At 72.8% G+C, this 13,729-nt stretch carries 9 protein-coding genes; 8 read left to right on the forward strand and 1 reads right to left on the reverse strand.

Features of this window, described 5'->3' with window-relative positions:
- Positions 1-55: 55 nt before the first annotated feature.
- From AB0K03_RS00560 to AB0K03_RS00575, 4 genes are all read left to right on the forward strand, one after another.
- Complete coding sequence (locus tag AB0K03_RS00560) at positions 56-2,644, forward strand: LuxR C-terminal-related transcriptional regulator (RefSeq protein ID WP_364678387.1); 2,589 nt, start codon at positions 56-58, stop codon at positions 2,642-2,644.
- Between the two features lie 114 nt (positions 2,645-2,758).
- Positions 2,759-4,744, forward strand: coding sequence for a phage holin family protein (locus AB0K03_RS00565; RefSeq protein WP_364678390.1), 1,986 nt, complete (start codon positions 2,759-2,761; stop codon positions 4,742-4,744).
- A 62-nt stretch (positions 4,745-4,806) separates the two neighbouring features.
- On the forward strand, positions 4,807-5,670 hold the full coding sequence (locus AB0K03_RS00570) for a M48 family metallopeptidase (protein WP_364678392.1): 864 nt from the start codon (positions 4,807-4,809) through the stop codon (positions 5,668-5,670).
- A gap of 32 nt (positions 5,671-5,702) precedes the next feature.
- The gene (locus AB0K03_RS00575; protein ID WP_364678395.1) at positions 5,703-6,539 is read left to right on the forward strand and encodes a class II glutamine amidotransferase; all 837 of its coding nucleotides are present in this window, start codon (positions 5,703-5,705) and stop codon (positions 6,537-6,539) included.
- 49 nt (positions 6,540-6,588) lie between these two features.
- Here the strand turns inward: AB0K03_RS00575 and AB0K03_RS00580 are convergent, their stop codons facing one another.
- Positions 6,589-7,623 (reverse strand): YbdK family carboxylate-amine ligase, encoded by a 1,035-nt coding sequence (locus tag AB0K03_RS00580; protein ID WP_364678398.1) that lies wholly within the window; start codon positions 7,621-7,623, stop codon positions 6,589-6,591.
- 254 nt (positions 7,624-7,877) lie between these two features.
- Between AB0K03_RS00580 and AB0K03_RS00585 the strand changes: the two genes are divergently transcribed.
- The 4 genes from AB0K03_RS00585 to AB0K03_RS00600 are packed head-to-tail and all read left to right on the forward strand — an operon-like array spanning position 7,878 to position 13,682.
- A complete protein-coding gene (locus AB0K03_RS00585; protein WP_364678401.1) occupies positions 7,878-9,773 on the forward strand; it encodes a lysophospholipid acyltransferase in 1,896 nt (631 codons plus the stop codon).
- Positions 9,770-11,215 (forward strand): HAD-IB family hydrolase, encoded by a 1,446-nt coding sequence (locus tag AB0K03_RS00590; protein ID WP_364678404.1) that lies wholly within the window; start codon positions 9,770-9,772, stop codon positions 11,213-11,215. Before AB0K03_RS00585 ends, AB0K03_RS00590 begins: the two co-directional genes overlap by 4 nt.
- On the forward strand, positions 11,212-12,228 hold the full coding sequence (locus AB0K03_RS00595; protein WP_364678407.1) for an NAD(P)H-dependent glycerol-3-phosphate dehydrogenase: 1,017 nt from the start codon (positions 11,212-11,214) through the stop codon (positions 12,226-12,228). Before AB0K03_RS00590 ends, AB0K03_RS00595 begins: the two co-directional genes overlap by 4 nt.
- Positions 12,222-13,682 carry a wax ester/triacylglycerol synthase domain-containing protein gene (locus AB0K03_RS00600; RefSeq protein WP_364678409.1) on the forward strand — a complete coding sequence of 487 codons (1,461 nt, stop codon included), beginning with the start codon at positions 12,222-12,224 and terminating at the stop codon, positions 13,680-13,682. Before AB0K03_RS00595 ends, AB0K03_RS00600 begins: the two co-directional genes overlap by 7 nt.
- Positions 13,683-13,729: the final 47 nt, after the last annotated feature.

Consider the following 13,729-nt stretch of genomic DNA (forward strand, 5'->3'; position numbering starts at 1 on the left):
CCGGCCCCGATGTGTCCCGTGTGGGCGTCAACCACGAACGTGGGGTGAACCTTGGATGGGTGAACAACGCGTACAGACGAAAGTGCCGGGAACGACCGTCCCTCCTCGCCTCCCGCGGCGCTTCCTGCGCCGTGAACGGCTGTCCGCGATGCTCGACAAGGGTGTCCGCGGGCCTGTCACCCTGGTCTCCGCGGGCGCGGGATGGGGCAAGACCGCTCTGGTCCGATCGTGGGCCCGCACGTACGCCGGTCCGGTGGCGTGGCTGACACTCGACCGCCGGCACAACGCTCTGCAGGTCTTCCGGTCGGATCTGCTGACGGCGGTGCACGGCGGTGCCGTGGCGTCCCCGGATGACGACGACGGGTCCGGCGGGTTCGCGAGCTCGGTTCTCCGGCAGGTGTCCGGCAGGGTGGTGCTGGTTCTCGACGATGTACACCGGGTCAGCGATCCCTGCGTCCTCACAGCGATCGCTGACCTCCTGCACGACGTGTCCCATCGCCTTCCCATGGTGCTCGTGAGCCGCACCGAGCCGACGCTTCCGCTGCATCTGGTCCGCGCCGCCGGAGATCTCACCGTGATCGACGGCTCGGACCTGGCGTTCACCGCCGAGGAGGCGGCCGGGCTGCTGGAGCTGAACGACCGGCGCCTGTCCGAGCAGGAGCTGCGCGAGGTGATCGAGGCCACTCAGGGCTGGGCTGTCGGACTCCGGCTGGCGCTGGACGAGCTCCTGCGTTCCCGGACGGATGCGGTGATCCGGGATCCGGCCGGCGTTCCGGAGAGCGTCGCGGACTACCTCATGCGCGAGGTGGTCGTGAACCTGCCGGAGCGAGCGCGGCAACTGCTGATCCAGACCAGCATCCTCGAGACGGTGCCCTCGGAACTCGCGGACGAGCTGACCGGCGACGGGCACGGCCGGGAGGCGCTCGAGATGCTCGCCGACGCCGACGCGTTCGTCCGGCGGTCCGGGGCCGAGCCGGGCGTGTTCGCCTACCATCCGCAGCTGCGTACGGTGCTCCGGGGCCTCCTGCGGCGGGAAGAACCCGCGACGGCGGGATATCTGCACCGCCGGACGGCGCTCTGGTACGCACGGCGCGGCGCGCTCCGCGACGCCCTGCGGCACGGGATCGCCACGCAGGACTGGTCTTTCGTCGGCCGTCTCGTGGTCGAGTTCGCCGTACCCCTGCTGGTGTCGAAGGACCGGGCGGTGCTCGTCGAAGCTCTCCGGGCGATCCCGCACGACGCGGTCACCACCGACGCCGAGCTCTCGCTCTGCGCCGCGTTCCTGCTGTTCGCGGACGGCGACGTCGAGGCGGTGGCGCAGCATGTCGGTCAGGTGGCGGCCATGCTCACCGAACGGGCGCCGGCGGAGCGGCTGACCACGGAGGTGCCGTTGCACATCCTGGAGGCGGCGGTGATCCGGCTCCGCGGCGACATGTCGGCGCTGGTCGCGACCACGACCGGCATCCTGCGGCGCCTGGCGTCGGCGCGGCCGGGTCAGCTGCCGTCCCTGCCGCAGTATCGCGCCCTGGCGCTCAACAACAAGGGCGTCGGGCTCTTCTGGACGGACCACCTGGATGCCGCCGACCGTTATCTGTGGGCCGGCCTGACCGCGTCGCGGACCAGCGGTACAGAGATGACCGAGATGAACGCCCTCGGCTATCTCGGCCTGCTCGCCTATCTGCGCGGCTCCCTCGACGAGGCGGCGGCGTACGCCGAGGGCGCCCGGGAGCTGGGAGCGCGACTCCACATGGAGCACGTCGCGCAGATGGCCCCCGGGAACCTGGTCGCCGCGCTCGTCGAGGTGGAACGGCTGCGGATGGTCGAGGCGGAGGAGGCGTTGCGGCGGGCGCTGCACACCGACCTGATACCGCCGGAGGCTGCCTTGATCGTGCTCTCCACCGTGGTGCGTGCCCGCGCGCTCCTGGCTCGCGAGGAGCCGGACGCGGCCCGGGCGCTGCTGCGCGAGATCCGGCACGATGTCCCGGGAAAGGCGCCGCTGCTGGACCGGTGGATCCGGCTCACCGAATCGGAGGTCGACCTGGCTCGCCGCAATCCGCGGCCGGTCGTCGCCCGGTACGCCACCGCAGCGCGCTCCCTGTCCCCGGCCGAGCAGGTCTGCCTGGGCCGCGCGTACCTCCTGCTGGGCGAGCACGACCGGGCCGAGGAGCTGCTGCGGCGGGCCGGCAACGCCGGGGAGGCGGTGTCGGCCGTCACGGCGTGGATCGGGCTGGCGTTGCTGGCCGACGTCCAGGGCCGGGCGAACGGGTCCGTCGAGGCGCTCGCCCGCGCCGAGGCGCTGGCCGGCCGGGGCAACGTACGGCTGCCGTTCCGCACGTGCGAACGGCCTCGGATCGCCGCGGTGATCGAACGTGAGCGGTGGCTGACCAGCGGCGGCGCGACGGTCGCGGCGAAGGTGCTCGGCATGGAGCCGGAGACCGGACCGGCGGCCGCCGAAGGGCTCAGCCTGCGGGAACAGGACGTGCTGAGCTATCTGCCCACCGTGTTGACCGCCGGCGAGATCGCCGAGCTGCTCGGGATCTCGGTCAACACCGTGAAGGCCCACATGCGCTCCATCAACCGCAAGCTGGGCGCGACGCGGCGCCGGGAAGCCGTGGTACGAGCCAGGCAGCTGGGTCTGCTGTAGTCCCGGCCCCCGCAGCCGGCGGGTTCGCTCATCCCAGGTGGATGGGGTGGCGTCGCGGTGACCCGGCCACACTGGCCGCGCGGCTGATGCGGCGGCCGGGAAGGGACGACCGACATGGCAGCACGGAGGCCGGCGTCGCTGTTCGCCACGGTGGGTTGCGTGGTCCTGCTGGGCTGGGCCGCTCTGGGTCTCACGGTCGCCGCGCTCCCGGGGATCTCGGCCGACTCCGCCTGGGCGGTGCTCGCCGCGGCTGTCGTGCTGGGCCTGCTGGGTGCGGCTCTGCGTCCGTTGCTCGTCATGCTGCTCACACGGATCGGCTGGCTGGGCGTATGCGCCGGATGGCTCGTCGGTGAGGCGCTGCTGCTGGCCGCGGCGCTCACCGTGACACCCGGTATCCGGGCCGACGGCTTCTGGGACGCCTTCTGGGCCGCGTGGCTGTACGCGGCCCTGACCAGCATCGGTCTCTGGGCGGTGACGGCAGGACAGCCGGGGGTGGTGACGCGGCACCTGCTGCGCGTCAACCGCCGGTTCCGCCGGAGCGCACCACCCAGCGACGTGCCCGGCGTCGTCATGATCCAGATCGACGGGCTCTCGGCGCCGCTGGCGCGCTGGTCGATCCAGGCCGGCGCCATGCCGACGCTCGGCCGATGGTTGCGCTCGGGGAGCCACCGCCTCACCGAATGGCACGCCCGGCTCCCGGCGACGACGCCGGCCAGCCAGGCCGGCCTGTTGCACGGCGCCAGCGACCGGATACCGGCCTTTCGCTGGTACGAGAAGGACAGCGGCCGGCTCGTGGTGACCAACCGCCCCCGCGACAGTGCCCTGGTCGAGTCGCGCCTCTCGGATGCGCACGGCCTGCTCGCCGACGGTGGCGTGAGTGTCAGCAACGTCTTCTCCGGTGACGCGCCCACCAGCGTGCTGACCATGAGCACGGCCGGGGCCCGTCCCGGTGCCGGAGGCCCGCCCCGCTACCTCGCCGCCTACCTGCTCGATCCGTTCGGCCTGACCCGGTCCCTGGTGCTCACCGTCGGCGAGATCGTCAAGGAGCTGCACCAGGCGCGGCGGCAGCGCCTGCGCCGCGTCGAGCCGCGGATCTCCCGCACCGGGCCGTACGTGCTGCTGCGCGGGCTCACCAACGTGCTGCTGCGGCAGCTCAACCTCGCTGTCGTCGCGGAACAGATCATGCGAGGGGCGCCCGCCGTCTACTGCGACTTCGTCGACTACGACGAGATCGCGCACCACGCCGGCCCGGCCCGGCCCGAGGCGCTGGCCGCGCTGGAGGGAATCGACGCGGCGCTGGGCATCCTCGAGGAGGTGGCGGGCTCGGCTCCGCGCCCGTACGAGTTCGTGGTGCTCTCCGACCACGGCCAGAGCCAGGGCGCCACCTTCAGCCGGCGCTACGGGCTGCGCCTCGAGGAGCTGGTGCGGCGCTGCACCGCGGGCACCGGCCAGGACGCGGTGGCGGCGGACGGGGACGACGAGCAGAAGGGCCGGGCCCGGACCCTGGGTGCGGGCCTGCTGCCCCGGTCCGGGTCACCGGCGCCGGACGGTTCGCCGGCCGCCTCGGGCGCGGACATCGTCGTCGCGGCCTCGGGCAACCTGGCGTTGCTCTACCTCACCGCGCTGCCGGGGCGCGTGCCCGTGGAGCAGATCGAGGAACGGTATCCGGCGCTGCTCACCGGCTTGATCGAGCACCCCGGAATCGGCTGGGTGCTGGTCCGATCCCGCCGGTACGGGCCCGTCGTGCTGGGCCGGGCGGGCCGCAACCTGCTCGAACGGGGTCGCGTCGAGGGCGAGGACCCGCTCGCGGGATTCGGGCCGTACGCCGCCGACGATCTGCGCCGCTACGACGGTCTCGAGCACGTGGGCGACATCGTGGTGAACAGCGCGGTGTGGCCGGAGACCGGCGAGGTCGCCGCCTTCGAGGAGCTGATCGGCTGTCACGGCGGGATGGGCGGCTGGCAGGACCGGGCGCTGCTGATCCATCCCGCCGGCTGGCCGGCCGGCGAAGGGCTGATCGGCGCGGACGCGGTGCACCGGCGGTTGCGGTGCTGGATGCAGGAGCTGCGTCCGGTGGCCGTACTCACTCCACCGGGATGAGGCGACCGGCATGGACCGGCATGACGATGACCGGCGTACTCATGATCTGAGAGGAGGCCGCCGTGGCCAGCTCACCCCGGCAGCGCACCGGTTCGCGGCCGCAGCGACACCCGGCCGAGCTGCCGTTCTTCACGTTCATGGTGGTGCTGAACGCGCTGATCGTGATCGCGATCGTGCAGGCCGCCGTCGCGCTGCCGTACCTGCCGGACGAGGTGCGGGAGTCGGGGTGGGCGGTCGCCATCCGGTCCGCGCTCGTCGGCCTGCTCCTGCTGCTGCCCGGTCTGATCGTGTGGCGCGAGATGCAGCGGGCCTCGGTACGCGGCACCGCGGTGCAACTGTCGCCACGGCAGTTCGACAGCCTGTACCGGACGGCGGACGAGTTCGCGCAGCGCCTGGGCCTGCGGCGGCGCCCGCAGATCTACCTGGCCAACGGCAACGGCTCGCTGAACGCCTTCGCCGCCCAGGCCACCGGCTACGACTACGTCGTGCTGTCCAACGAGCTCTTCGCGCACCTCTTCGACAACAACCGCGACGGGCTGCGTTTCATCCTGGGTCACGAGCTCGGCCACATCCGGCTGCACCACGTGTCCCTGTGGTACCAGCTGAGCGTGGCGTACTCCGAGCGCATCCCGCTGCTCGGGCCGACCCTGTCCCGGCTGCGGGAGTACTCCTGCGACCGGATCGGTGCGCAGCTGTCGCCGCTGGGCGCGACCGGGCTGGTGCTGCTGGCCTCCGGCCGGCACACCGAGCGGGACGTCGACGTGGACGAGCTGGTCCGGCAGGGACAGTCACTGCACGGGTTCTGGGTCGGCCTGGCCCAGCTGCCGCGGTCCCATCCGTTCACCGTGCGCCGGTTGGAGTCGCTGTACCGGCTCGGCATGTTCCACGCCCTCGTCCGCGAGCCGGCGCCCAGAGCATCCACGTGAGGCCGGCGTCTCGACCGTAGGAAGGAGCCACCATGTGCCGCTGGCTGGCCTACACCGGTACGCCGATCAAGCTGGAGGAGCTGCTCTACAAGCCGCGCCACTCGCTGATCGACCAGAGCATGCACGCCCGGCTCGGCGTGGAGACCACCAACGGCGACGGGTTCGGCGTCGGCTGGTACGGCCCGGACGGCTCACCGGAGCCGGCGTTGTTCCGGGGCGTCGGCCCGGCGTGGAGCGACGGCAACCTGCGCGAGATCGCCCGCTGCACCTCGTCCCGGCTGTTCCTGGCGCACATCCGGGCCAGCACGGGCACGGCGGTGCAGCAGACCAACTGCCATCCCTTCCGGCACCGCAACTGGCTGTGGGTGCACAACGGCGCCATCGCCGGCTTCGACCTGCTGAAACGCGACCTGGTCCTGGCCGTCGACCCGGAGCTGTTCCCGCACATGGCCGGCTCCACCGACTCCGAGGTGATGTTCTACCTGGCGCTGTCGCTGGGCCTCGCCGCATCACCGGTCGTGGCGGTCGAACGGATGGTCGGGTTCGTGGAGTCGGTCGCGGCGGCGCACGAAGTGCCGGCGCCGATGCAGATGACCGTCGCCACCACGGACGGCGAGCGGGTGTGGTGCTTCCGGTACGCCAGCAAGGGGCAGAGCCGGTCCCTGTTCTTCAGCACCGCCATCTCGGCGCTGCAGGCGCTGCACCCCGGCAACGAGGTGCTGCTGGGGCTCTCCGACGAGACCCGGCTGGTCGTCTCCGAACCCCTCGGCGACCTGGAGGGGGCGTGGCAGCCGATGCCCGAGTCCAGCTACGGCGTCATCCAGAAGGGCGACGACGAGCTGGGCCGGTTCCACCCGATCGTGCCGTGACGCCACTCGTTGCCCCGGCCGGGGCCGGTGACCGGCCGCCGGCGGTCGCTCAGCTTACGGTCGCCACCGGGACGGTCGCTTCGGCCAGCAACCGGACGAAGCGCCGCGGATCGCCCGGAAGCGCCCGCATGCGGCGCTGACGTTCGGCGCCGGTGCCCAGGTGGAGCATCCGCTGCAGGCCGTCACGGACCACGCCGGCATCCGAGCCCGCCAGGTACGGCTCGACCTTCGCCATCAGGTCACCCACGGCCGGACCGGTGCCGCGCGCGGCGGCCAGCAGCCGAGCGTTGATCAGCCGGCCCGGCACCGGCCTGGCGGGCACCCCGCGACGCACGTCGTCGACGAGACCCGCCACCAGCGCCCGTACGGTCGCCGCGTAGACGACGGTGTCGTCCACCTCGAGGCAGGTGTCCGCCACCCGGACCTCGATCGTCGGGTACCGGGAGGAGAGCCGGGCGAGGAAGTACACCGCCGCGGGGTCCAGGGCCGCGCCCGAGGTGACCAGGGACGCGACCACGCTGTCGTACCGTTGGGCATCGGCCCACACGCCCGGTGGACGGAACGTGGGCCACCGGCGTTGCAGCCGGTAGCGGATGCTCGCCCAGCCGGTGTCGACCCCGCCCGCGTACGGCGAGTTCACGGTCAGCGCGAGCAGCGCCGGGAGCCAGGGACGGAGGCGGCCGAGGACGGCCACGGCGACCTCCCGGTCCGCTATCCCGACGTGCACCTGACACGCGCAGGTCGCTCCGGGCGCGGTGGGACCCGGGTATCGGCGGGCGAGCTCCCGATAGCGTTCGTCGCCGCTCAGGGCTTGCCGGGGACCCGCCGCGAGCGGCGCCGCCCCCACCGCGATCAGCCGAGCGCCGGCCCGATCCGCCGCTTCGGCCACGGCCACCCGGAGCCGGACGAGATCGCGGCGCAGATCCTCGACGCGGGTGCACACCGCCGACGCGGTCTCGACCTGATACCTCATGTACTCGGGCTTCACCTGCCCGGGCAGCCGGGCGGCCGCGACCACGGCCGCCCCGACCGGTCTCACCGAACCGTCGTCCGCCAGCAGCAGGAACTCTTCTTCCACGCCCATCGTCAGCACTGTGGCTCCTCGCCTGGTCACACCCGGGCCGCCGAGTCGTTGCCGCGATGACATCCCGGGCCGGTGCGGGCGTACCTCATCCGGTGCGGGTGAACCGCCGGGCACTGTGCCGCGGCCGATGCGCCGGGCTCGCGCGGGCGCGTGCCGGACGGCCGTGCCGTCCGGGCCCTTCGGCCGTTGAGCCGCCCGCCGTTTCGCGGAAAGACTGGCCTCATACCCTCACTGCGCGCACCTGCGAGGTGGCGATGAACGCGGACATCACGGACCATCCGTCGATCCTGAACTCGCTGGACCGGGTCGGCGCTCGCCGGACGTTGCAGCGCGCCGGCCTGCTCGAGGAACCCACGGGCCCGCTGCCGACGGACACCCCGGAGGTGGCGGAGCTGCTGGCCGACGAGGCCTTCACGACGCGGCTCGCCGAGCTGTCCCGGTCGCTCGGCCGCCCGGCGCCGGAAGTGCGTGCGGAGGCGGCCGGGTATCTGCGCGAGATCGGCGCCACGCACACCGGGCGGGCCCCGAAGGACTGGGCGCGGTTCGCCCATTGGCTGTCGCGGGCCCACGACCTGGTCGTCGACCCCGAGCAGACGCGGCAGCTGCGCGCGCTCGACCGCAAGCAGTCGCTGCTGTTCCCGTTCTCGCACCGCTCCTACCTGGACGGCGTCACGGTGCCCGCCGCTGTGTCGAGCAACGGCATCACGCCCGCGTTCGTGCTGGCCGGGGCCAACCTCGACGTGTTCCCGTTCAACCATCTGCTGCGCCGGTCGGGCTTCGTGTACGTACGGCGCTCCACCACGGATCTGCCGGTGTACCGGTTCGTGCTGCGGGCGTACATCGCGCAGATGATCCGGAACCGGCGCAACCTGTGCTGGTCCATCGAGGGCGGCCGGACGCGCACCGGCAAGCTGCGGCCGCCGACGTACGGCGTGCTGCGCTACATGATCGACGCGCTGGACACGGCGACCGGCTCGCAGGCGCTGATCGTCCCGGTCTCGATCGTGTACGAGCAGCTGCACGAGGTGCAGATGATGACCGACGAGGCCCGCGGCATCAGCAAGCGCCCGGAGGACCTGCGCTGGCTGTGGAACTTCGGACGCTCGCAGCGCGAACGCTTCGGCCGGGTGTATCTGCAGTTCGGCGAGCCCCTTCCGCTGCGCGAGCGGCTGGCCGAGCTGCGGGGCGACGACCGCACCCAGGGGCGCGTGGTGGAGCGCATCGCGCTGGAGACGTGCCGCCGGATCAACCGCGCCACGCCGGTGACCACGACGGCCGTCGTGTGCCTCGCGCTGCTCGCCGCCGACCGGGCGCTGACTCTGGACGAGGTGCTGGCCACTGTCGCCCCGCTCGCCCGCTACATCCGGGACCGCGGCCGGCCGGTGGCCGGGGCGGCCGACCTCACCGATCGGGCCACCATCCGGCGTACCCTCGATGATCTTGTCCGGGGTGGGGTGCTGACCAGCTTCGACGGCGGCACCGAGACGATCTGGTGGATCGGCCCGGGCCGGCATCTGGTCGCCGCGTTCTACCGCAACACGGCCGTGCACATGCTGGTGGACCGTGCGATCGGCGAGCTGGGGCTGGTGGCCGCGATGGAGGACGGCGAGAACGGGCTGCAGGCCGCCAACCGGGAGACCCTGCGCCTGCGCGAGCTGCTCAAGTTCGACTTCTTCTTCCCGCCCCGCTCGGAGTTCGCGGCCGAGATGGCCGCCGAGCTCGCCATCGCCGATCCCGCGCAGGGCGACGGCTTCCACGACTTCACCGCCGCCGACGCGAAGCGGTGGCTGACGAGCATCGAGCCGCTGGTCGCCCATCTCGTGCTGCGGCCGTTCCTGGACGCGTACCACGTCGTGGCCGACCGGCTGGCCGCCTGGGAGGACGACGACGAGCCGTTCGACGAGTCCCGCTTCCTCGGCGAGTGCCTGCGCGTGGGCCGGCAATGGGCGCTGCAGAAACAGATCGCCAGCGAGGAGTCGGTGTCGCTGGAGCTGTTCAAGCCGGCGCTGCGGCTGGCCAAGCACCGCGATCTGATCCGCCCCGGTGCGCCGGACACGGCGAAACTCCGCCAGGCCTTCCTGGAGGAGATGCGCGAGACCGTCCGCCGGGTCTCCGTGATCGCGCAGCTGGCCCAGCGGGGCCGGCCATGAGCGTCACCGCCGCCGACGTCGTCGAGACCGTCCTCAGCGGACCCGCCGGGCCGGAGATCGGCGCCTTCTTCGACTTCGACGGCACGCTGGTGCACGGCTACACGGCCAACGCCGTCTACCAGGAACGTATCCGCCGGGGTGAGATCGGCGCCCTGGAGCTGGCCCGCACCATCGTCGCCGCGGTGGACGGCACCGTGCTGGGCGGCAACCCGCACACCATCGGCGAGATCAGCTTCGCCGCGCTGCGCGGGCGGACCGTGGAATCGGTGACGGAGATCGGCGAACGGCTGTTCGTGCAGCGGATCGCCGGGACCATCCGGCCGGAGGCCCGCGACGTCGTACGGGCGCATCTGCGCCGCGGCCACACCGTCGTCGTGGCGTCCTCCGCGACCCGGGTGCAGATCGAGCCGGTGGCCCGCGACCTGGGCATCCCGCACATCGTCTGCACCGAGCTGGAGGAGGAGGACGGCATCCTCACCGGGCGCAGCACCACGGGCATGCTGTGGGGCGAGCGCAAGGCCGGCGCGGCACGGGCCTTCGCCCGCACCCACGGCGTCGATCTCACCCGCAGCTACGGCTACGCCAACGGCTCGGAGGACATCGCGTTCCTCGGTTCCGTGGGCCGGCCGTACGCGTCGAACCCGCACCCCCTGCTGCGCAAGGCCGCCGACGAGTACGGCTGGCCCGTCCTGATGCTGCGCGAGCCGAAGTCGGCGGGGCTGCGCGCGTACGCCGGCACCCTCGGTGCGGTGGCGGGCGTGAACCTCAGCCTGGCGGCCGGGGCGGCGTACGGGTGGCTCAGGGGCGACCGCCGCGGCGGCGCGAACGCGAGCATCGGACTCGCCGCCCGGACCGGGCTCGCCCTCGCCGGCGTGCACCTCGACGTGATCGGCGAGGAGAACCTCGGCACCCGACCGGCGGTGTTCATCGCCAACCACCAGAGCACCCTGGACGCCCTCGTGCTCGGCGCGCTGCTGCGGCGCGACTTCACCGCCGTGGCCAAGAAGGAGGCCCGCTTCGATCCGCGGATGCTGGTCATCTCGGCGGTGCTCGACCCGGCGTGGATCGACCGCGGCACCCTGGAGAAGGCCAAGGAGTCCCTCGACGAGGTCGTGAGGAGGCTGCGGGCCGGAACCTCGATCCTCGTGATGCCCGAGGGCACCCGGATGCCGACGCCGACGCTGGGCCGGTTCAAGAAGGGCGCGTTCCACATCGCCATGCAGGCCGGTGTGCCGATCGTGCCGATCGTGCTGCGCAACACCGGCGAGCTGGCCTGGCGGCGCTCGCTGGTCGTCAACCCCGGCACGGTCGACGTGGCGGTGCTGGAGCCGATCGGCACCGGCGACTGGACGGTCGAGGACCTGGACCGGCGGATCGACGAGGTGCGGCAGCGCTTCGCCGACACGCTGGCGGACTGGCCGCACCCGGTGGCGCAGCGATGACCGCCCGCAAGCCCCAGCTCACCGTCCTCGGCGGCGGGACGTGGGGGACGACGGTCGCGTCCATCGCCGCCCGCAAGACCAGGACGCTGCTGTGGGTGCGGGACCCGGAGATCGCGAAGGCGGTCAACGAGACCCATCGCAATCCGCGGTATCTCGCCGCCTTCGACCTCGCCCCGGGCCTGCGCGCGACCGCGGATCTGGCCGAGGCGGTCGAGGACGCCGACGTCCTGGTCGCGGGGGTGCCGTCGCAGTACCTGCGGGGCGTGCTCAAGCAGGTCGTCGAGTACGTCCGCCCGTTCATTCCGGTGGTCAGCCTGGTCAAAGGGCTGGAGCAGGGCTCGCTGCTGCGGATGACCGAGGTGATCGGCGAGGTGCTGCCCGGGCATCCGGCCGGGGTGCTCTCCGGCCCCAACATCGCCCGGGAGGTCGTGCAGGGCTACTCCGCGGCGGCGACTCTGGCCATGCCCGACCACCGCACCGCGCAGGCGCTGCAGGGCCTGGTGCACACCTCCCGTTACCGCGTCTACACCAGCGAGGACGTCATCGGGGTGGAGATCGCCGGAGCCCTCAAGAACGTGTTCGCGATCGCGGTCGGGTTCGGCGACGGGCTGGGCGCGGGCGACAACACCCGGGCGATGGTGATCACCCGGTCGCTGCACGAACTGACCCGGCTCGGCGTGGCGATGGGGGGACGGGCCGAGACGCTCGCCGGGCTCGCCGGCATGGGCGACCTCGTCGTGACCTGCATCAGCCCGCACAGCCGCAACCGGTTCGTGGGCGTCGAGCTCGGGCGCGGCAAGCCGCTCGAGGAGATCATCGCGTCGATGAACCAGGTGGCGGAGGGCGTACGGACCACCGCGGCGGTGGTGCGTCTCGCCGCCGAGCGCGGCGTCGAGATGCCGATCGCGCGGGAGGTGGACGCGGTGCTCAACCACCGGCAGCCGGTCGAGGAGACGTACCGCGGGCTGCTGCGCGTCACGCCCGGGCACGAGGTGAGCGGGGAGGCATGGTGACCACGAAGCGGACGGACCGGCCCGCGGCCGACCCGGTCGAGGCCAGCGAGCAGGCCTGGGAGCAGGCCGGTGAGTGGCACGCCGAGGACCGGATGAACGAGCTGGAGAGCTACCTGTGGCGCAGCGAGCGCCATCCACGGCGGTCGTCGACCATCTCGGTGCTGATGATGCTGGACACGGCGCCGGACTGGGACAGGTTGCACGCGGCGCACGAGTGGGCGACCGAGCTGGTGCCCCGGATGCGTCAGCGGGTGCTCGAGCCCGCGGTGCCGGTCGGGCCGCCGGCCTGGGTGCCCGATCGCGCGTTCGACCTGGACTATCACCTGCGCCGGGTACGCCTGCCGGCGCCCGGCGGGACGGCCGAGGTGCTGGCGTACGCCCAGAGCGCGGCGATGACGCCGTTCGACCGTACCCGCCCGCTGTGGGAGGGCACCCTCATCGAGGGGTTGCCGGACGGCCGGGCCGCGTACTTCCTGAAGCTGCACCACACGCTCACCGACGGCCCGGGCGGCGTGCAGCTCGTGTCGCTGCTGCAGAGCCGGCGCCGCGAACACACCGACGACAAGCCCGTGGCACCGCCGCGCCCGCCCGAGCCACCCCCGGACGCCGGGCGGCTGGCGGCCGACGAGCTCGCCGAGCAGGCGCTGGCCCTGCCGTCGGCGGCCGGGAAGATCGTCACCGCCGCGGCGCACGCGCTGGCCCATCCGGAGTCGGCGGCCGGCAGCGCGCTGCGGTTCGTCAGCTCGCTGCGTCGCACCGTGGCGCCGTGGTCCGTGCCCGGCTCGCCGTTGTTCCGGGGCCGGACCGGGAAATCGTGGCGGTTCGGCGTCATGGAGTGTGACCTGGCCGGCCTCGGCGCCGCGGCGGAGGTGGCCGGCGGTTCGCTCAACGACGCCTACATCGCCGCGCTGCTCGGCGGGATGCGCCGCTACCACGCACGGCACGGCATCGATCTGGACGAGATCTCGATGACGATGCCGGTCACCCTGCACCGGTCGGACGACCCGATGGGCGGCAACGAGTGGGCCGGCGCGACGTTCGCCGCGCCGGTCGGTGTCGAGGACGCCGCGGAACGGATCGCCGAGATCCGCGGCGCCGTGCTGTCGTTGCGGGTCGAACCGGCGCTGGGCAGCACGTCCGTGCTCCTTCCGGTGCTCAACCGGGTGCCGTCCGCGGTACGCGCCACGGTCGGCCGGCTCCCGGTGGCCGCCGACGTCGCCGCGTCGACGTTCCCGGGGGCGCCCTGTGAGACGTACCTGGCCGGCGCGAAGGTGGAGCGCACGTACCCGTTCGGGCCGCTGCCCGGGGTCGCCGTGATGGCGGCGATGGCCCCGCACGCCGGCACGTGCTGCGTGGGGCTGACCATCGACGGCTCCGTCGTGCCCGACCCGGGGGAACTGGTGGAGTGCATGCGCGAGGGCCTGAGCGAGGTGCTGGCCCTGGCCGGCATGTGACACCCGGCGCACCTTGCGCGGCGGTCCGGGACACCGCACGCTGACGG

Source organism: Actinoplanes sp. NPDC049316 (assembly GCF_040677315.1).
Classification (GTDB): Bacteria; Actinomycetota; Actinomycetes; order Mycobacteriales; family Micromonosporaceae; genus Actinoplanes.